The sequence below is a fragment of the Pararhizobium arenae genome, from assembly GCF_001931685.1.
GTDB lineage: Bacteria > Pseudomonadota > Alphaproteobacteria > Rhizobiales > Rhizobiaceae > Pararhizobium > Pararhizobium arenae.
This window is the reverse complement of sequence record NZ_MOOY01000006.1, coordinates 317734-338906: the sequence shown is the minus strand read 5'-3', so window position 1 is coordinate 338906 and position 21173 is coordinate 317734. Positions and strand designations below refer to the sequence as shown.

Sequence of the window (21173 nt, the reverse complement as noted above, 5' to 3'; positions counted from 1 at the left end):
TCCTCGGACAACATTGAGCGGATCCGTAAAAGTTTAGGCAATTCCGGATATTGAGAAGACGCCGTCTTGCTCATTGTTTGGAACTGGGGGAGACATGCGGGCGTAATGCGTTTTCCGGACCGCCAAAGGCTTCTCTATCTCTATATCCGTGAAGGCTGGCGCCGATTTTCGCGCAGGCTTGCCTTGGGGCGAAACAGTGCCTTTCGTTTCACCGGCAGAACGCCAGATCGTCTGATCGTTGCGCCAACGGACCTTCGCGCTATAGATCCGTTTGTCGCCCGGGAAATTGTCCAAGGACGGTTCCCGCTTGCCGGGCGCGTGCTTGAAACCGAGGGAGAGTCGCCCTTCGAACTCGATCTTCCATCCCGCGAGTTTGCGGTCCGGCTTCATTCCTTTGGCTGGGTTCGGCATATGCGTTCCCTAGAAGACGACAAGGGGTTTGTGCGTCTTCGGCAGATGATAAATGACTGGATCGCCATTCACGGCCGCCATATCGGTGGCCTGCCATGGGAGCCGGATATCATCGCCCAGCGGGTAATCGCATGGCTTTCCCATTCGCCGGTAATTCTCAAGAATGCCGAGCATGTGTTTTATCGGCGCTTTCTCAAGAGCCTTGCGTATCAGTTGCGATACCTGAAACACGTCGCGGATACGACGCCGGACGGAGAGGCGCGATTGCGCGTCCGGATTGCGCTTGCCATGGCATCCGTGGCGATGCCCGCCTCTGCGAACACGCTGCGAAAGGTGGCCCGCCTTCTCGACGAGGAACTTGACCGGCAGATCATGCCGGATGGGGGGCATATCTCCCGCAATCCGCGGGTTGGACTAGAGCTTCTTCTCGATCTTCTTCCGTTGCGACAAACATACGTCAATCTTGGGCATGACGTGCCGGCAAGGCTGATCCCCTGCATCGATCGAATGTATCCCGCCCTGCGTTTTTTCCGTCATCAGGGCGGTGAGCTCGCTTTGTTCAACGGCGCGACATCGACGTTGGCCAACGAGCTCATGTCGGTCCTTCGCTATGACGAGACGGCGGGGGTACCATTCAAGGGATTGCCCCATGTCAACTATGAGCGGCTTGCCATGGGGCAGGCAGTTGTCATCATGGATACCGGCATGCCTCTTTCCCCGGAGCTGTCTCGAACCGCGCATGCCGGGTGTCTTTCCTTCGAGATGTCGTCAGGGAAACACCGTTTCATCATCAATTCGGGATCACCGAAGTTTGCGGGCGATCGATTTCGCCAGATGGCGAGATCCACGGCGGCGCATTCCACGCTCACTATCAACGATCTCTCTTCCTCCCGACTGTCGCAGTCGCGTTTCCTTGGCCCCATCATGACCGGTGGGGTCAAAAAGGTCGACGTGCGACGCGAAACCCAGGCTGGTGGAGCGGAAGCGGTCATCGCCAGTCATGACGGCTATTCCAGTGCTTTCGGAGTTCTCCACGAGCGCGATCTAAGTCTCAATAGTCTCGGTACAAGCCTGCGCGGGCGTGACCGGCTGACCGCCCTCGACGGCGCCGATCCATCGGTCGGAGAGCCCCTGAGGGCGGAAGCACGGTTTCATATTCACCCGGCAATAAGGCTTCGCCAGCATGGAGTAAACGAGGTGTATCTTACCGCTCCAGATGGCGAGAGCTGGCTTTTTTCGTGCCATGACGCGCCTGTTTCCATCGAGGAAGACATTTTTTTTGCCGATCCTTCCGGGGTGCGCAAGTCCCAGCAATTGCTGATTGGATTCGATGTCGCGCAGATCTCGGAGATACAATGGATCCTTACCCGTGACGTCTCGGAGACAAACCTTTCAGGTCGTTAGTCGGAGTCTCAATTGCGCAAGCTCCAAGCGCGCCAAATATCCCGGATAGATCGGTTTACGAGGTTTCCTCGCCGATACAGCTGTGCTAACGGCACCGCAGACCCCATAGCTCATGGCTGGATCGCCTTCCAGGTCTCCGGCGCCGCACTAAGGAACCCGCTGATGGCTGTCGCCTCCAAGAAAATCCCCGCTCCGGATCAGGTTACGATCCGTACCGCCCTCCTCTCCGTTTCCGATAAGACCGGCATCGTCGATCTTGCACGCCAGCTACATGACAAGGGCATCCGCCTCGTCTCGACCGGCGGTACCCATAAATCGCTTTCAGATGCGGGGCTACCCGTTCGTGACGTATCCGAACTCACCGGATTTCCCGAGGTCATGGACGGCCGGGTCAAGACGTTGCACCCGGGCGTTCACGGTGGCCTTCTTGCTATCCGCGACGACGAGGAGCACGTCGCCGCCATGGCTCAGCACGGCATTACGGGCATCGATCTTGCCGTCATCAACCTCTATCCGTTCGAAGAAGTGCGCGCCAAGGGCGGGGATTATCCGACAACGGTCGAGAATATCGATATCGGCGGCCCGGCGATGATCCGCGCCTCGGCGAAGAATCATGCCTATGTTACAGTCATCACCGATCCGGCCGATTATGATGCACTGTTAGCGGAGCTGGCTTCCGGTGCGACTTCCTTTGCGTTCCGCCAGAAAATGGCGGCAAAGGCCTATGCCCGCACCGCGGCTTACGACACGGCAATCTCCAGCTGGTTCGGCGAGGTGCTGGATACGCCGATGCCGCGCCATCGGACGATCGGCGGCGTGCTCAAGGAAGAGATGCGCTACGGCGAAAACCCGCACCAGAAAGCGGCTTTCTACGTGACCGGCGAGAACCGTCCGGGGGTAGCCACGGCCACGCTCCTTCAGGGCAAGCAGCTTTCCTACAACAATATCAACGACACCGACGCTGCATTCGAGCTGGTCGCAGAATTTCCGGCTGAACAGGGCCCGGCCTGCGCGATCATCAAACACGCCAATCCGTGCGGCGTTGCGACCGGCAAGACCCTGACAGAGGCTTATTCGCGGGCGCTTGCCTGCGATTCCACCTCCGCCTTCGGCGGGATCATCGCGCTCAACCAAACGCTGGATGCCGTAACCGCTGAAGAAATCGTCAAGCTCTTTACGGAAGTCATCATCGCGCCGGGTGTAAGCGAGGAAGCCAAGGCGATCATCGCACGCAAAGCCAATCTTCGTCTGCTGGTAACAGGTGGCCTTCCGGATCCGCGCGTGCCGGGTCTTACGGCTAAGACCGTCGCGGGCGGTCTGCTTGTACAGACGCGCGACAACGGCATGGTCGAGGACCTCGATCTCAAGGTCGTGACAAAACGCGCGCCGACCGCTCAGGAACTGATCGACATGAAGTTTGCCTTCAAGGTCGCCAAGCATGTGAAGTCCAATGCGGTTGTCTACGCGAAGGACGGACAGACGGTGGGGATTGGTGCGGGGCAGATGAGCCGAGTCGACTCGGTTCGTATCGCTGCCATCAAGGCCGAAGAAGCTGCGAAGGCGCTTGGGCTGCCGAAGCCTTTGACCATCGGTTCCGCGGTCGCGTCAGAGGCGTTCCTGCCCTTCGCAGATGGCCTTCTTTCGGCAGTTGCCGCTGGCGCAACCGCTGTTATCCAGCCCGGCGGTTCCATGCGGGATGACGAGGTGATTGCGGCAGCGGATGAAGCTGGCGTCGCCATGGTCTTTACCGGCATGCGCCACTTCCGTCACTGAAAGCAAACGACACGACAAACCCGCCGCGCGGCCTGGCGTGGCGGGTTTCTTATTTGCGTTTGCTGGCTGGATAAGGCGTAACGAGGATGAGCAGGAGGCCAAGCCCCAGGAATGCGACCAATGCCAGCATCCCGATCCGCGCCGATCCTGTCGCCAAGGTGATCGTTGCCACTGAAGCGGGCGCTAGGAAGGAAGTCGCGCGGCCCGAAAGGGCGTAGAGACCAAAATAGCGCCCTGCTTCTTCGGGGCTGACGCTGCGCGCGAGATACGAGCGCGAAGAGGCTTGCACCGGTCCGAATGCTATGCCCACCAACAGGCCAAAAACGATATAAGCCTTCTCGGCCGCCGTGCCAAAAAGACCGCCACTGTCGACTGTCGACAACGGCAGCAGACCGAAAAGTGTAAAGCCTGGTCCTGTCGACACGATTCCGAGCGTCGCGATCACAAGACACGTCAAGCTGAACACGACGATCGTCTTCGAACCAAGCTGTCTGTCGAGCCGGCTTGCGTAAAGACATCCGCCGATCGCCACCACGTTCAGGATGATGCCGTAGACACCGAGTTCGACCGTTCGCCAGGCAAACATGCCGGCGGCAAAGGTTCCGCCCAGCGCCAGCAGGCCGTTGACGCCATCCTGGTAGATCATGCGCGCGATGAGAAAACGCAGCATGCCCCCCCGCTGACGAAGCTCAGCAAGCGAGTGGCCGAGCTCCCGAAAACCTTCCCGAACAGCGGCACCAGCCGATAAGGTCACGCGCTGCGCGTCCGCTGTGAAGAAAAACATCGGCAGGATGAAAATCAGATACCAAAGAGCTGAAATCGGGCCGGTGATACGTGCGTCTTCTCCTGCTGCCGGATCGAGGCCGAACAGAGGCTCAGCGCCGATCAGTGTTTTACCCGTATCGGGGCTGCCGGCAAGAAGTGCGACCACTGCGATCAAAACGATCATGCCCCCGAGATAGCCGATGCCCCAGGCAACGTTGGACACACGGCCGATTTCCGGTTCGTCGACCAGCTTGGGCAACATGGAATCGTTGAAGACAATGGAGAATTCGGCAGCGATCGTTGCGAGCACGATGCAGACAAAGGGCACGATAAGGGGCGAGCCCGGCTCGGCGAACCACAGGCTTGCAAGCGCGACAATCTTGATAGCAGCGAAAAAAGCAATCCAGGGTTTTCTCGCGCCCGTCGCATCGGCAATCGCGCCAAGAATTGGCGACATAATTGCGATTACAATGCCAGAGACGGCAATCGTATATCCCCACATCGCCTGCCCATAGTCAGGATCCGTCGTCAGTCGAGACACGAAATACGGACCGAAGATGAAGGTGATGACGACGGTGAAAAATGGCTGGGCAGCCCAATCAAACAGCATCCAGCCCCAAAGACCGCGACGGCTCACTGCCTGAGGTCCCGTTCCGTCAGCCTTCATGCCTTCTTGCAACTTCCGCTCCCCCGCCCTGTCTGTACCAGAGCATTATGGCCGCCGCTCCTATTGACCACGGCCTGCCGGCGGCACGCTCCAAATCCGGATGTGTGCCGCCGCGCGGACTGTTTCACTTCGAGGACGTCTGCGCAAGATCGCTGAGCAGGCCGGCCGCGACGGTGATTTTTGCAAGGGTCGTCTCGCCCGTCTCGGTCAGCTGGGTCAGCTGATCGCTAATCCGATCGATACGGTTTCGGTCGCTTTCCTGCCAGGCAAGTACCGGATTGCGCTCCGATTTCTTATCCGCAAGCGCGGCAATGGTAATCTGCCGTCGAGCAGCGGCAATGTCGCCGATGCTTCGCGAGAGGGCCATAGCCTCGTACTGATCTGTGGTCGAAACCTTCTCGGCCGCGGCCAGCAGACGGGACACCCGGAGATGCTGGGTGACGCCGAAATAGCTCTGGGCCGTGCGGGCAAGGGTCACGCCGGTCTCTGCGGAAATCTGTATGATCTCCGGGACGACCGTCATGATTTCCAAACCGGCAACTTCCTCGGCAAGCGCGGCGGGAACGCCCTTCTCGATGAAATAAGCCGCCCTCGCCTGCAGCTGTTGCGCCGCGTCGGGCGGGAGTGAGCCATGCAGACTTGGCTTCAGTTTGAGAAGCGCGTGGCGAATACCCTCGACCGCTTCGGTCAAACCGCCATTGACGGCCTTCGTGCGCAAGGCGCGCTCGGTCACCACGGCAAATACCCGGCTTACATCCTGATAAAGCTCGTTCTGGACTTGGCCGTCGACAGCGTTGTCGAGCGCGTCGATCTCGCTTTGGATACGGGAAAGAGCACAGCCGTCACGCGCCAGCACCGCGGCCTTCACCACTTCGGACGGCAAACCGCCTGTCAGGTCCATCATCGTACTGACAAAGGCCGGGCCGCCCCGGTTAATCACGTCATTGGCAAGGACGGTGGCAATGATCTCGCGTCGCAAGCGATGTTTTTCGATGTCGCCGGCATGAGCCTTGTGCATCTTTGCGGGGAAGTATCCCATCAGCGTTTCGCGGAGATAGGGATCGTCAGGCAGCTCGCTTTCGACGATCTCATCGAAAAGCACGATTTTTGCGTAGGAAAGCAGTACCCCGATTTCCGCGCGACTGAGTGCCTTCCCGGATTGGTAACGTTCGCTCAAGGTCTGATCCGAGGGCAGGACTTCCACTTTCCGGTTCAATCGCCCTTCCGCTTCCAGCCGGGTCATAAGCCGAGCCAGGGGGGTACGATTGGCTGCGCCGAGTTTTTCCGTAAGCGAAATGGCAAGCGACTGTTCATAGTTGTTGCGCAGCACCAGATGAGCGACCTGGTCCGTCATTGAGGCAAGCAGCGTGTTTCTCTTGGCGCGTGTGAGGCGACCATCGTTCATGGCTGAAGCCAGGGCAATCTTGATGTTGACCTCGAAGTCGGATGAGTTGACGCCCGCGGAATTATCGATCGCATCCGAATTGCAGCGCCCGCCCTTGAGGCCGAAAGCGATGCGGCCACGTTGTGTCACACCAAGATTGGCGCCCTCCCCGATCACCTTGGCGCCGACCTCTTCCGCAGAAATACGGATCGGATCATTGGCGCGGTCGCCGACCTCCGCGTCGGTCTCGCCTGGGCCACGGACATATGTTCCGATGCCGCCAAACCATAGCAGATCCACCGGGTTCTTCAGAATTGCCGTCATGATCTCGAACGGTGTTGCCTGCAGCTTGTCGAGATGGATGGCCGCGGCGGCTTCCGGGGTCAGCGTGACCGACTTCACGGAGCGCGGGATGATCATGGCGCCGGTCGAGAGGGTTTCTCGGTCATAGTCCTGCCAGCTGGAGCGCGGCAGGTTGAACATGCGCTTGCGCTCGGCAAACGACCGCTCAATATCCGGATTCGGATCGATGAAAATATCGCGGTGGTCAAAGGCTGCAAGCAGGCGAATCTTCTCCGACAGCAGCATGCCGTTACCGAAAACGTCGCCCGACATATCGCCCACGCCAACCACGTCAAAAGGCGTGGTCTGAATATCGACGTTCATTTCACGAAAATGACGCTTCACGGTTTCCCATGCGCCGCGGGCCGTAATGCCCATCTTCTTATGGTCGTAACCGGCCGACCCGCCGGAGGCGAAAGCATCATCCAGCCAAAAGCCGGCTTCTTGAGCGAGCCCGTTGGCGGTATCCGAAAACGTCGCTGTTCCCTTGTCGGCGGCGACTACGAAGTACGGATCATCCCCGTCCCGCCGAAGCGTATTGGCTGGTGGGACGACGTCCTGATCGACGATATTGTCGGTGATCGACAGCAGCGTGCGGATATAGGTCTTGTAGGCATCGGTGCCGGCCTGGAAAATCTCGTCGCGGGTGCCGCCCACTGGAAGCTGCTTTGGATAAAAGCCGCCCTTGGCACCGACGGGAACGATCACGGCGTTCTTGACCTGCTGGGCCTTGACCAGACCGAGAACTTCGGTTCGATAATCCTGCGCTCGATCAGACCAGCGCAGACCCCCGCGTGCCACCTTTCCAAAGCGCAGATGAACGCCCTCGACCTGCGTTCCGTAGACGAAGATTTCCCGGAACGGACGTGGTTCGGGTAAACCGTCAAGAGCTTTCGGATCGAGCTTGAAGGCGAGCATGGCCCGTGGCTGACCATCGGCATCACGCTGGAAGTAGTTGGTCCGCAATGTCGCGTGAACAGCATTGACGTAGCGACGGAGGATCTGGTCTTCGTCGAGGCTCGGGACAGCGGCCAGAGCAGTTTCGATCCCTGCCTCAAGCGTCTTCAGACGCTTGTGTCGATGCTTTTCGTCCAGCGCCGGATCGAGCTGGGTAACGAAAAGCTTGAAGATATCGCTGGCGATATCGGCGTATTTGTTGAGCGTATCGGCGATATACCCCTGCGAATAGGTTATGCCCGTCTGGCGCAGATAGCGGGCATAGGCGCGCAGAACCGTCACTTCACGAGCCGAAAGTCCGGTCAGCAGGATGAGACGGTTGAACGTATCGTCCTCGATCAGGCCGTTCCACGTGGCGAGATAGGCTTCTTCGAGCAAGGGGCCCATCTTCTCGAGATTGAGGACTTGCCCGTCACGGCTTACGAGCTCCATGTCGTGGAGTACGACAAGCCGATCGCCGCTCCTGTCGGTGACGCGGATATCATGCGTCTGTTCGCTGATGACGCGGAAGCCGAGATTTTCAAGCAGTGGAACGCGGTGTGAGAGTGACACCGGTTCGTTGGCGTGGAAGATTTTCAATTCGAGAGATTGCTCGCCCTTACCCGGCTTTTGGTAGAAAGCGATCCGGATGGGGTCATCCTTGCGGCAGGCCGAGATCGCCTTGAGATCGGCGTAGGCTTCGGCGGGTGTAAAAGCGGCTTGATAAGCCTGCCCGGCTTCAATCTGGGCGCCTTCTTCGCGAGCCAGAATATTGAAGCGATCAACCCACCGCGTGACGATATCGCGTACAGCCGTTTCCAGCTTTGCCTGCTGGATGCGCGGCGTCTTGCCGCCCGAACGACCGATGATGAAGTGGACACGCGCAAGCCCGCCTTCCGGAAAAGCCGGATAATAGGCAGAGACGCGACCGTCGTAAATTGTCTTCAGGTAATTGCCGATCTTCTCGCGAACATCCGAATCGTATTGCTCACGCGGCACGTAGACCAGAACCGAAACGAAGCGGTCGAAATGGTCGATACGGGGCAGAACCCGGACGCGCGGCCGATCGCCAAGTTCGTTGATCTGTTCGCAGAAGGTTGCGAGAAGCCCGATATCGATCTGGAACAGATCGTCGCGAGGATAGGACTCCAGCGTATTCGCCAGCATCTTGCCGGAATGGCTCTGGGGATCGTAGCCGAAATGGTCGATGATTTTTTCGACCTTGAACCTTAGAAGCGGAATTTCAGCCGCCTGCTTCGTATAGGCCGTCGATGTGAACAGGCCAACGATTCGAAGCTCACCGATCACCGTGCCGTCGGCGTCGAAGCGCTTCACGCCGATGTAATCCATGTAGGCGCGGCGATGGATAACCGATTTCACATTCGCCTTGGTCACGATCAGATAGTCCGGACCCTGGAGGAAGGCGAGGATTTCCGGCGTGGTTACAACGGCGTCCTTGCCCTGGCGCAGAACACGGACGTCCGGATTCGAAAGGATGCCAAGACCGTGGCCGCTGCCACGCTCGACGATCGCTGTCTCGCCTTCGCCGGAGTAAGAATATTCGCGCATGCCGAGGAAAGTGAAGTTGTTGCCTCGCAGCCACTGCAGAAACGCGAGGGCTTCATCGCGGTCGCGCTTGCGTCGTCCGGCGTTATGGCCTTCAAGCTCCTGTACGACCTTATCCAGCAGGCTTTTCATGGCCTGCCAATCGCCCACCGCCTGATGAACCTGCGTGAGCACGTCCTCGAGGCGGGTGCGAAGATCTTCCTCCTCACGCTCGGACAAGGCAGAAAGATGGATCTGGATGTGGCTGACGCGCAAATCCGGGTCGCTTGGTTTTTCCGGGTCGAAAAGCGTCGCAGCGCCCTTCTCAATGACAAGAATGGGATGCACCGCCATATGAATATCGCGGTGCGTGCTTGTCACTTCGCCCATGACAGAGTCGTATAGAAACGGCATGTTCTTGTCGGTCACGCATAGGACCGACACGGGGACGCCGGCTGGGGCTATGCCCTCAACCGTTTCGATGGTGATGCGCGGTTTGTCCGTTAGCCGGTTATCGATCTCATGCTGGGCATGACGGGCCGCGAGCGCCAGCATTTCGGGCGTGTACGCCTCAATGTCGTCCCGGCTTGCCCTGCCAAAAAGAATATCCGGAGACAGGAAAGTACCACCGAGAGATTTGGCGGCATGATGCGCCCCCTCGATCTGCCTTTCGCGTTTCGGATTGGTCGCGGCGCCCATGAATGTCTCTCCCTGCATCATGAAGTGCGCAGAACCTAGCAGAACGGTCGATCTTTGCGATTGTTTTTATGGCGATTTGAGCAGTTTGATGCGATTTTGACGGAAGTTTCACAAAAACGGAAAGAGAAAGCAGGGAAATTGCGCAGTTTGCCTGCGAAATCGGCTAAAAAATGCTGAATTGTCAGACTTTTGGGCTTGCTTGAAAGCTCAAGCGGCAGTTGACATCACTGGCCCCGCGGGCAATCAGAATCAGACGCGGAAACGGGAATCTGTCATGTCCGAAGCTCATGCCGGCGCCATCATTGTCATTTCAAGCCATGTGGTGCGTGGCTCCGTGGGAAACCGTGCTGCCGTTTTTGCTCTGGAGACCCTTGGCTATCCGGTCTGGGCCCTGCCAACCGTCCTGCTTCCCTGGCATCCCGGCCACGGACCTTCCACCCGCATCGTAATTCCTGACGAACAATTTGATCGCGTGATCGACGATCTGATCCGTGCGCCGTGGGCCGGAGAAGTCAAGGCTGTCCTGTCAGGCTATCTTGGAAGCGCTCACCAGGCATCAGCCGTCGCACGCCTCGTTAAAACGCTGCGGGAAAAGAAACCGGATCTGTTTTATACCTGCGATCCCGTCATCGGCGATGTGTCCGGGCTCTACGTGCCGGAAGAGACTGCCAGCGCGATCCGCGATCATCTTTTGCCTCTGGCGACCCTTACGACGCCGAATCGCTTCGAGCTTTCCTGGCTTTGTGGTGCCGAACTGGAAAGCAATGCTGCCATTCTCGATGCGGCTCTTTCGCTTGGCCCTCCCCGAGTTCTCGTTACGTCGGCCGTGCCGATGATGGCTGGCAGCACGGGAAATCTCTATCTATCCGGAAATCATGCGCTGCTTGCCGAACATCGGTTGATCGACAATCCACCCAACGGGACAGGCGATCTGTTGAGTGCTCTGTTCCTGGCTCGCATCCTTGAAGGTTTAAATGAGGAGCGGGCCCTCCATCTTGCGACCGCAGGTGTTTTCGAGATCGTTGCTCGCTCGCGCAAACGCGACGCGGATGAACTGACGCTGGAGCAGGATGCCGCGAGCCTTTCAACGCCGATGGCCATGGTTCAGATGCGGCGTCTGTTTCATCCGTCCCAGAAAAAGAGCCGTTAGCCTGATACTTGCAGGCAGCTTTTTCCCGCCGCACTTGCGTAAAAACCTATTCAGCGGTTAAACGGATTGGTCGATCAGTACCGTGGCGGTCAGCCGTCACTCATCGAGCGGCCAATCTGTAGAAATCTCGACGATCGGTGGGGTATAAACTGTCATGAACCGTTTCCCGGAACGCTTGCTGAACGGCTACAACAACTTCATGAATGGCCGTTTTTCCGAGCAGCAACAGCGATATAAGGCGCTGGCTGAAACCGGACAAAGTCCAAAGACACTCGTTATTGCATGTTGTGACAGCCGCGCCGCGCCAGAGACAATTTTCGATTCCGGCCCGGGCGAGCTTTTTGTCGTTCGCAATGTCGCCAATCTGATGCCACCCTATGAGCCGGATGGTCATTACCACTCGACCTCGGCCGCATTGGAATTCGCCGTTCAGGCGCTCAAGGTTTCGGATATCGTGGTGATGGGGCATGGCCGTTGTGGCGGCATCAAGGCGGCGCTTGCCCCTGAAGCCGAGCCTCTGTCTCCGGGTGATTTCATCGGTCGCTGGATGAACCTTCTGAAGCCGGCTGCCGAACAGATTCAGTCGAACGACGTTATGACGGCTGGAGAGCGCCAGCGTGCGTTAGAGCGCGTCTCTATCCGCAATTCGCTTGCCAATCTCCGCACGTTCCCTTGCGTCAACATTCTGGAGCAGAAGGGCAAGCTCAATCTGCATGGTGCATGGTTCGACATTTCGACCGGCGAACTCTGGATCATGGATGCAGCCACCGGCGATTTCCGCAGACCCGGAATGTGAGGCACAAAAAAGCCCGCTTCGTAGACACGCAGCGGGCTTTTACTGGAATTCTGATCGATCAGCCGCCGTCAATCTGGGCGCCCATGAGCGCAATCGCCTGCTGGTAGACGCTTGCTGCATTCCATCTCTGGATCGCACCAAAATTCGGTTCGCCCGGCTGGTAACCGGCCCCCGGCCGCCAGCCGTGGCCGCGCAGGAAGTTGGCGGTCGAGACCAGAGCATCCGCGCGGGAGCGGACCATATCGACATGGCCGTTGCCATCACCATCGACGCCGTACTTCAGGACGTTGGCGGGCAGGAACTGCGTCTGGCCGATTTCGCCATGTGCGGCGCCGCGGGCATCCGGGCTCAGGTCGCCGCGCTGAACGAGGTTCAAGGCCGCGTAGAGCTGATTGGTGAAATAGTCCGAGCGGCGGCAGTCATAGGCGAGAGTGCTGACTGCCGAAAGGGTGTGCTCCTTGCCCATAAAGCCGCCGAAGCCGGTTTCCATGCCCCAGATGGCGATCAGCGGGCCAGCAGGCACACCGTAGCTTCTTTCGATCGAAGCGAAGAGCGCTGCGTTCTGTGCCTTCATCTTCTTGCCGCGAGCAACGATCGTCGGACCGCCGCGCTTCTGCAGGAACTGGTCGAGTGAAAGCTTGAAGCTTTTCTGACCCCGGTCCGCCCGGATTGTCGCCTTGTTATAGCTGACGTTTGCGAAGGCCTTGTTCAAAACGGAGCTGCTGATGCCGTTTGCGGCAGCTTCCGCCTTGAAATCCTGAACCCAGGCATCGAAACCGGCAGCGTTGTTGCCGCATTGCGCTGCAGATGCCGTCGCCGGCATGAGGACGGCTGCGGCCATCGCCGCGAAACCCGCCAGAACGCACTTCGTCTTGTGCATGTAAAACCCCGTCATCGCCAAATTCAAAAAGATTCGCCGCAAGATGTCAGTCTTTGCGGTTGCTGTCACGCTCACCCGGGTTACAAACGTTTCACGTGAATCCGGCCGGTCGTTGTTGTCGCCCGAAGGCGGCAAGTACTCTTACGGAAAAACCCCGTCGTTTCTATTACGAAACAGACGGGGCGTTTATTGCGGTAGGCCTTACATTTTATGCTCAGGCGGCCCGCTTCTTCGCCTTGATCAGTCCCCGGTTGACGAGCAGTTCGGCAATCTGAATGGCGTTAAGGGCGGCACCCTTGCGCAGGTTGTCGGAGACGACCCACATATTGAGGCCGTTTTCGACAGTCGCGTCTTCGCGAATGCGCGAGATGTAAGTCGCGTCTTCGCCAGCACTCTCGTAAGGCGTGATGTATCCGCCGTTCTCATGCTTGTCGATAACGAGGCAACCCGGCGCTTCGCGCAGGATGTCGCGCGCCTGATCGGCGGTGATCTCGTTTTCGAACTCGATGTTGACCGATTCCGAGTGACCGATGAAGACCGGAACGCGAACCGCGGTGCAGGTCACCTTGATCTTCGGGTCGAGTATCTTCTTGGTCTCGGCCAGAACCTTCCATTCTTCCTTAGTATAGCCGTCTTCCATGAAGCTATCGATATGCGGAATGACGTTGAAGGCAATGCGCTTGGTAAACTTCTTCGATTCAATCGGATCGGCAACGAAGACGGCGCGGGTCTGGTTGAAGAGTTCGTCCATACCTTCCTTGCCGGCGCCGGAAACCGACTGGTAGGTCGAGACGACGACGCGCTTGATCTTGGCAAAGTCGTGCAACGGCTTCAGCGCAACAACGAGCTGGGCGGTCGAGCAATTCGGATTGGCGATGATGTTCTTCTTGGAGAAGCCGGTGATGGCGTCCGGATTTACTTCCGGCACGATCAACGGCACCTCTGCGTCGTAGCGCCAGGACGAAGAGTTATCGATGACGACGCAACCCTGCGCGCCGATCTTCGGCGACCACTTGAGCGAGACCGCGCCGCCAGCAGACATCAGGCAGATGTCTGTATCGGAAAAATCGTAGTTCTCGAGATTCTTTACCTTGAGCGTCTTGTCGCCGAAGGAAACTTCGGTGCCCTGCGAACGGGCGGAGGCGAGCGCCACCACTTCATCGACGGGGAAACCGCGTTCGGAAAGGATGTTCAGCATTTCCCGGCCGACATTGCCGGTCGCGCCTGCGACTGCGATCTTGAAACCCATTGTCTTGCTCTCTTTCTCTTCTCTCCGCGGGCTTTGGGAGAAACCCGCCGGCCAAGGACGCGGGCTTCATGTCCCCGGCCATGCCGGGGAGAGAGCGGTGGGCCAGAGACGTTAGACGGTTTTCGTCGTCGTTTTGGCCGTAGTTTTGGAAAAAATAGGCAAGGAACAAACCTGCCCGGCAGACGATGCCGGGGCAATCAACGCAGCGATGGCAAAACCAAAACGGTGCATGAAGCAGTTCCTTTTCCGCCGTTGCTCATACGCGTTTCTGGAACAGAGTCAAGACAGCAACGTCGTGCGCGCGGCTTTCAGCGGTGTGCGACTTTGATCGCTGAAGACACCCCCCTCGAAAGCTTGCCGTTTTCAGGCGTCAGCGCCATCGAGGCAGCACAATATACCGGATGGTGCGGCTGTTGGAGCGGCGCCAGCCGCTTAAGACTTTGGTCTTACGACCAATCGTGGGCTTGGCACATGGCGCATCTAAACTAGTCTGCCCTGTCTAAGTGGAGGAAATGTGCCTTTGAGGAGCAGTGTCTCGTCAAAGGCATCGATTGGGCCGATCGCAAGTTTGGCGAACAAGGAGGAGGCACAAATGGCAATAGCAGAGGTGAACGCTGGGGATCGCTCACGTCCTATGACGGGAGAGGAGCGGAAGGTCATCATGGCCTCGTCCGCCGGAACCATCTTCGAGTGGTATGACTTTTATCTATATGGTTCGCTTGCCGCGATCATCGGGGCACAATTCTTCACGGCCTTCCCGGAAGCGACCCGCAACGTCTTTGCGCTTCTGGCTTTCGCGGCGGGCTTCCTTGTCCGTCCTTTCGGTGCGCTGGTTTTCGGTGCGCTCGGCGATCTGATCGGTCGCAAATACACCTTCCTGATGACCATCATGATCATGGGTCTTTCGACCTTCCTCGTTGGCCTTCTGCCGGGTTACTCCAGCTGGGGCGCTGCGGCGCCGATCATTCTGATCGTTCTTCGCATGCTACAGGGTCTGGCACTGGGCGGCGAATATGGTGGCGCTGCGGTCTACGTGGCGGAACACGCGCCAGCCAACCAGCGCGGCTATTTCACGGCTTTCATCCAGACGACAGCAACTCTTGGCCTTCTGCTCTCGCTTATCGTCATTCTGGCGGTTCAAGGCTACGTCAATGGTAACTGGGATCCGGCACCGGTTCTCGATGCCGCAGGTGCAGCCGTCATGAATCCCGATGGCACGCCGAAAATGATCAAAGCATTCGACCTTTGGGGCTGGCGCATTCCGTTCCTGGGATCGATCGTTCTGCTGCTGATCTCGCTCTATATTCGTTTGCAGATGAACGAATCTCCTGCCTTCAAGAAAATGAAGGAAGAGGGTGCCGCTTCAAAGGCGCCGCTGCGCGAAGCTTTCGGTCCTGGCCGCAACGCTCTCGTCCTGCTCATCGTCCCGATCCTGTTCGTCGGCGCCCTCATGACCGGCACGCTGAACTCTTCGATCGCAATGATCCTCGGTATCGCGTTTGCCGTCATTGCCGTCATCTGGGGCTGGCGCAACGCCAAGATCGCCACCATCGCCCTGCTCGGCCTCGTCGCCGGCCAGGCCGTTGTCTGGTATTCCGGCCAGTTCTACGCTCTGTTCTTCATGCAGAACGTGATCAAAGTCGATAGCTTCTCGGCCAACGTCTTCGTGGCCTGGTCGTTGATCCTCGGCACCGGCGGCTTCATCTTCTTCGGTAGCCTGTCCGACCGCATCGGCCGCAAGCCGATCATCCTCGCAGGCTGCCTCATCGCCGCCGTGACCTATCAGTTCGTCTTCCCGCTTCTCACCAAGACCGCCAATCCGGCCCTTCATGCGGCGCAGCAGACCCCGATCACGGTCACCGCATCGCCCGATGATTGCTCGTTCCAGTTCAATCCGACCGGAACGGCAAAGTTCACCTCGTCCTGCGATATCGCGAAAGCGACGCTTGCGCGTACGTCGGTGAACTACCAGAGCGTCGAAGATCCGGCTGCAACCGTCGCCCAGGTCAAGATCGGCGAAACGGTGATCCCGGCCTATGACGCTGCTGCTTTAACCGGTGACGATCTCAAGACCGCAACCGCCACCTTCAACAAGAGCGTCAACGATGCACTGACGGCTGCGGGCTATCCGATCTCGGCAGAAGCCAATACGACGGTCGCGCGTGCGCAGCACTTCTTCGATATCTTCACCGGCCAGAAGATCGCGATCATCCTGATCCTGACCTATCTGATCCTGCTGGTGACGATGGTCTATGGACCGATCGCAGCAATGCTCGTCGAACTGTTCCCGACCCGCATCCGCTATTCCGGCCTGTCTTTGCCGTATCACATCGGTAACGGCTGGTTCGGCGGCCTGATGCCGGCCACGGCGTTTGCCATCTCGGCGCAGACCGGCAACGTCTATGGCGGTCTCTGGTATCCGATCGTCATCGCAGCTGCGACTGTTGTCATAGGGGCCATCTTCGTCCCGGGCAACACGCATAAGAAGGATATCTTTGCGGACGACGCGAAATAACTGCCGTTCTAGCAGGCTGGTCCTCGGGCCAGCCTGCGAGTTTCGATTTTTCGCAGCAGGCAGAAATTTCAGCAAAAACGCCGCGGCGACAACCGCGGCGTTTTGCTGTTATCGTCTATGTTCTGGTGGGGGCGGCGTTGGATTCTTGCAGGTGTTGCGTGGGCTATTGCCGAACCTTCGTCCATACCGCCCATGCCGAGACAAAGCACCCGAGGATGATGGCATTCGAGACGATTCCACAGGCCATCGCAGTGAGTTTTGCTTCGTTGTTCGTCAAGGTCTCCGCGCCTGTCGTCAGCGGCAGCAGGATCGCTACGAAGACAACTCCGAGAGCCAGAGGACTTACGAGGCCCATGGCTGCGCGTGTTCGCAATGCCGTCAGGAACAGAAACAGAATCAATCCTATGCGGAACGGATCCGTGAGCTGAGAGACGAGTGTTTCCAACATTTTAGATCCTCCGTTTGCAGTGTGTGCATGGTTCCACAAAGAACGGATGCGGGCAAGCAAACGAAAGGACGATGGACCTTTTAGTCAGATTTTCCAATGGTGTGATCCCGCGCGCCGCGCGCTCAGGATTTGGGTCGGGGCCAGCCGTTTTCATCGCTTCGGAAGAGCCAGTTGCGGGCGGCAAACACAAAGGCGGTCATGATCGCTGCCCACAGGCCCAGCAGCAGTCCGGCTGCCACGTCGCTTGGATAATGTGCTCCGACGACGACCCGCGTGAGGCCGATCGTCATTGCGCCGAGCAGGAACAGGATGCGCAGGCGCGGCACCAGCATGGAAAAGGCGCCGAAGAAGGAGCCCACTGCGGCCGAATGGCCGGAGGGAAAGCTTTGGTACACCCACTCGTGCCCCGCAAGCCAGGACAGGCTATGGGCGCCATAATCGGCAAAGAGTTCCGGTCTCGCCCGCCCGAAGATCAGCTTGGCGGCATGCACCAGGGCACTGGCGCTGCCAATCGTCACCAGAAAATACAATGCGAGTCGCCAAGCCGTTTTTGATTTCGAAGAAAAACTCGTGCTGCTGGCGACCCGGCTGGCGATGTAGGTGATGATCGCGATCGATCCGGATCCGTAGATCATCCATCCGAAGGTGCCGAAGTCGGTGATGCGATTGTTGAACGCGACGACGCCTTCGGGCAAAGCCTGCGCCCGCTGCGAAAGGGTTCCATCAAAGGGCAGGAGGATAGCCACGAGCAGCACGGTGGCGAGCAGCAGCCAGAGAGAGGAAGAGAATGGTCTGCGCATGAAAATCCTGCTTTTCCCAACGACGAAGATTGAGGCGGCGTTTTCCCGGAACGTGTGCTTACATGGTCGATGCTTCTACCCTGCCACGCAAAACGGCACCCTTATCTCGCGACGCAGGTGCCGTTTCATACATAGGCGGGTGTGGCTCGGTTATGCAGAAAGTGCCTTGAACTCGGCGAGGATGGCATCGCCCATCTCGACGGTCCCAACCTGACGCGCGCCTTCAGCCATGATGTCGCCGGTGCGGATGCCCTTGTCGAGCACGTTGGCGATGGCTTTTTCCAGATTGTCGGCTTCCTTCACAAGATTGAAGGAGTAACGCAGGCACATGGCGAACGATGCGATCATGGCGATCGGGTTGGCAATGCCCTTGCCGGCAATGTCCGGTGCCGAGCCGTGCACGGGCTCATAGAGTGCCTTGCGCTTGCCGGTCTTTCCATCGGGCGCGCCGAGGGACGCGGACGGCAGCATGCCGAGCGAGCCAGTGAGCATCGCCGCAACGTCAGACAGCATGTCGCCGAACAGGTTGTCGGTGACGATGACATCGAACTGCTTGGGCTGGCGGACCAGCTGCATGCCGCCGGCATCCGCCAGCATGTGCTCGAGGTGGACGTCGGAATATTTTTCCTTGTGAGTGGCGGTGACGACCTGGTTCCAGAGCACGCCCGACTTCATGACGTTGCGCTTTTCCATGGAGCACACGCGGTTCTGCCGCGTGCGGGCCATTTCAAAGGCGACGCCGGAGATGCGCTCGATTTCGTAGGTGTCGTAGACCTGCGTGTCGATCGCCCGCTTCTGGCCATTGCCGAGGTCGGTGATCGTCTTTGGCTCACCGAAATAGACACCGCCGGTCAGTTCGCGGATGATGAGGATGTCGAGGCCTTCGACCAGCTCCGGCTTGAGAGAGGACGCCGAAGCAAGCGCCGGGTAGCAGATGGCGGGGCGCAGGTTGGCGAACAGTTCCATGTCCTTGCGCAGGCGCAGAAGGCCCGCTTCGGGGCGCACTTCGTAAGGCACGTCATCCCATTTCGGGCCACCGACCGCGCCGAACAGTACGGCATCCGCCGCCATTGCCTTTTCCATGTCGGAGTCGGAGATCGCCGCGCCATGGGCGTCATAGGCAGATCCGCCGACGAGGCCTTCATCGACCGTGAAGCCGGCCGCCATCTCGTCATTCATGTAGGCAATGATCTTGCGAACTTCCGCCATGGCTTCCGGGCCGATGCCGTCGCCGGGCAGAAGGAGCAGGTTTCGCACTGTCATGGGGAATTCCTTGTGTTTGCACAATGTCTGGACGTCTTGTCGGGCGCGTTCTTAACGCAACTTTCTGCCAAGGAAAACGTGCTTGAAGCAAGATTCGGTCGATGATGTCGTTTTGTTTAAGTTCCCGCCGAAACAACCGAGGCAACAAGATGATGTGATCCTCAAGGCCATCGAAGTGTAGCACTTCGGAAAGCTTCTGGAGGAAACCATGCGCAAAGTTCTAGCCTCGATTTTTGCCCTGATGCGGGCGACGCTCGATATCCTTACCTTCAACGACAGGAAGCGTTGACGGGTCGAAACAACTGTTTCTCGCCCGCTGGTTATGAAACAGAACAGCCGCGCTAGTCGAGACACTGTTCGCTTATCAGCCTCGTTCAGGTTCCTGTCAGCATCAGAGCAGAAATCCGTAGCCAGTCAAAACTGGTCAGGATTTCATCCCGTGTCGCTTGTTACCTATCTCGCCCGAAACAGACCGCGTATCGGCAGTGCCACCTTGAGCTTTGTTGTCGCGCTCTTTCTGCTGTCTGTTCTCAACCGAACATTCTGGCTGCGCGCCGACAGTTATATGTCCGGAAGCACCGTCGCGCTTTGTGCCCTTGCCATAGGGCTTCTTGCGCTGTTCACCGCAATCCTGACGGCTTTTTCGGTTAAATACCTCACCAAGCCTCTTTTCGGGCTTTTGATTATCACAGCTTCAGTGGCCGCATGGTTCACGGATAACTACGGTGTCATCATTGACGCCGATATGATCCGCAATGTCGTGGAAACAACTGGTCCCGAGTCGAGCCGTTTTTTCACGCCCGGCCTGTTTCTGCATCTCGCGCTGACGGCAGTTGTTCCGTGCCTGCTGCTTGTCTGGATTGAAATCAGCCATCGCCCCTTCTGGTCGAAACTCGGTTGGAACCTCGCGATCATCCTGCCTTGCCTTCTGGCTTTCGGCATATCGGCAGTCAGTCAGGCGCGCGTCTTTTCCTCGACGGTTCGGACCCATCAGGATCTGGCGCGTATCATCAATCCATTTTTGCCTCTGGCAAGCGCCATCGACTATACGATCGACCGTGGTGGCGAGCGTCACATCCTCGTCGAACCGCTCGGCTCCGATGCCAAACGTGTAAGCGTCGGCATGCCCTCGCAAAAGCCGCGCGTCACCATCATCGTTGCCGGTGAAACCGCGCGGGCGACAGATTTCTCGCTCGGAGGATACGAGCGCGAAACCAACCCCCAGCTGAAGGCAAGGCAAGTCCTTTACTTTCCGCAGACAACCAGTTGCGGCACCGCAACTGCCGTATCCCTGCCCTGCATGTTTTCGATCTACACGCGCAAACAGTATACGCACATGAAGGGGCTTTCGACCGAGACCCTGCCAGATGTTCTCGCCCATGCCGGCGTCGATGTCGCATGGTGGGACAACAACACCGGCAGCAAGGGGGTCGCGGACCGGATTGATAGCGTCAGCTTCCCTGCGATCAATGATCCCCGCTTTTGCAAAGATGGGGAGTGCCTTGACGGCATGTTCCTCGATCGGCTGGATGCCTGGCTCAGCACGGTCAAGGGCGACAGTGTGCTTGTGCTCCACCAGCTTGGAAGCCATGGACCCGCCTACCACCTGCGCTATCCGGAGGAATTCCGCAAATTTACACCCGACTGCCGCTCGGCTGAATTTACGACCTGTACCCGCCAGGAGATCGTCAATGCCTATGACAATACCATCCTCTACACGGATCATGTGCTCGCTGGGGTGATCGATCGCCTGAAGCGGCACGCAGACAAGATTGCCGGTTCAATGCTCTATATGTCCGATCATGGCGAATCGCTGGGTGAAAACGGCATCTATCTGCACGGCATGCCCTATTTCATGGCGCCGGAAGAACAGACCCATATCCCATTTGTCCTTTGGTTCGATCAGGATTTCGCGGCAACCAATGGTCTCAAACGGTCCTGCGTCCAGAAAACGACGGAAGAGCCCCAATCCCATGACAATCTCTTTCACACCGTTCTCGGAATGATGAACATCCAGACCTCCATCTATGACCCTTACCTGGACGTATTTGCCGCTTGCCGGTCGATCCCAACGTCCTGAACATTCAATCGCGAACGCTGTACGCTCGACCAATTTGCTTTATCGTCAGCGTCACGCACTTATTGA

The 21173-nt window shown here is 58.2% G+C and carries 13 protein-coding genes; 6 read left to right on the top strand and 7 right to left on the bottom strand.

All coding sequences use genetic code 11. From position 1 onward, the window contains the following. Positions 1-105: 105 nt before the first annotated feature. Positions 106-1815 (top strand): heparinase II/III domain-containing protein, encoded by a 1710-nt coding sequence (locus tag BLX89_RS15625; protein ID WP_075291865.1) that lies wholly within the window; start codon positions 106-108, stop codon positions 1813-1815. Between the two features lie 162 nt (positions 1816-1977). Further along, positions 1978-3588, top strand: coding sequence for a bifunctional phosphoribosylaminoimidazolecarboxamide formyltransferase/IMP cyclohydrolase (purH, locus tag BLX89_RS15620; RefSeq protein ID WP_075291864.1), 1611 nt, complete (start codon positions 1978-1980; stop codon positions 3586-3588). 49 nt (positions 3589-3637) lie between these two features. Here the strand turns inward: purH and BLX89_RS15615 are convergent, their stop codons facing one another. Together BLX89_RS15615 and BLX89_RS15610 are read right to left on the bottom strand one after the other, a co-directional pair. Next, on the bottom strand, positions 3638-5020 hold the full coding sequence (locus BLX89_RS15615; protein ID WP_075291863.1) for an MFS transporter: 1383 nt from the start codon (positions 5018-5020) through the stop codon (positions 3638-3640). Positions 5021-5144: 124 nt separating this feature from the next. After that, positions 5145-9926, bottom strand: a complete 4782-nt coding sequence (locus tag BLX89_RS15610) for an NAD-glutamate dehydrogenase (RefSeq protein ID WP_075291862.1) — start codon at positions 9924-9926, stop codon at positions 5145-5147. A gap of 274 nt (positions 9927-10200) precedes the next feature. Here BLX89_RS15610 and pdxY point away from each other — a divergent pair, with 274 nt between their 5' ends. Beyond that, positions 10201-11076 (top strand): pyridoxal kinase PdxY, encoded by an 876-nt coding sequence (gene pdxY / locus BLX89_RS15605; protein ID WP_075291861.1) that lies wholly within the window; start codon positions 10201-10203, stop codon positions 11074-11076. 154 nt (positions 11077-11230) lie between these two features. After that, complete coding sequence (locus tag BLX89_RS15600) at positions 11231-11872, top strand: carbonic anhydrase (RefSeq protein WP_075291860.1); 642 nt, start codon at positions 11231-11233, stop codon at positions 11870-11872. Between the two features lie 58 nt (positions 11873-11930). On the opposite strand, the gene BLX89_RS15595 is transcribed toward BLX89_RS15600, so the two are convergent. Both BLX89_RS15595 and BLX89_RS15590 read right to left on the bottom strand, forming a co-directional pair. Further along, a complete protein-coding gene (locus BLX89_RS15595; protein ID WP_075291968.1) occupies positions 11931-12752 on the bottom strand; it encodes a lytic murein transglycosylase in 822 nt (273 codons plus the stop codon). Positions 12753-12966: 214 nt separating this feature from the next. Continuing rightward, complete coding sequence (locus tag BLX89_RS15590; protein WP_075291859.1) at positions 12967-14001, bottom strand: aspartate-semialdehyde dehydrogenase; 1035 nt, start codon at positions 13999-14001, stop codon at positions 12967-12969. 634 nt (positions 14002-14635) lie between these two features. On the opposite strand from BLX89_RS15590, the gene BLX89_RS15585 reads away from it, so the two are divergent. Further along, positions 14636-16516 (top strand): MFS transporter, encoded by a 1881-nt coding sequence (locus BLX89_RS15585; protein ID WP_075291858.1) that lies wholly within the window; start codon positions 14636-14638, stop codon positions 16514-16516. A 163-nt stretch (positions 16517-16679) separates the two neighbouring features. Here BLX89_RS15585 and BLX89_RS15580 read toward each other — a convergent pair whose 3' ends face one another. From BLX89_RS15580 to leuB, 3 genes are all read right to left on the bottom strand, one after another. Further along, positions 16680-16961 carry a hypothetical protein gene (locus tag BLX89_RS15580; protein ID WP_143523640.1) on the bottom strand — a complete coding sequence of 94 codons (282 nt, stop codon included), beginning with the start codon at positions 16959-16961 and terminating at the stop codon, positions 16680-16682. Between the two features lie 125 nt (positions 16962-17086). Then, complete coding sequence (locus BLX89_RS15575) at positions 17087-17764, bottom strand: phosphatase PAP2 family protein (RefSeq protein WP_075291856.1); 678 nt, start codon at positions 17762-17764, stop codon at positions 17087-17089. Between the two features lie 150 nt (positions 17765-17914). Beyond that, a complete protein-coding gene (leuB, locus tag BLX89_RS15570) occupies positions 17915-19027 on the bottom strand; it encodes a 3-isopropylmalate dehydrogenase (RefSeq protein ID WP_075291855.1) in 1113 nt (370 codons plus the stop codon). 439 nt (positions 19028-19466) lie between these two features. On the opposite strand from leuB, the gene BLX89_RS15565 reads away from it, so the two are divergent. After that, entirely contained in the window at positions 19467-21107 is a 1641-nt protein-coding gene (locus tag BLX89_RS15565) for a phosphoethanolamine transferase (RefSeq protein WP_075291854.1), read from the top strand. Positions 21108-21173: the final 66 nt, after the last annotated feature.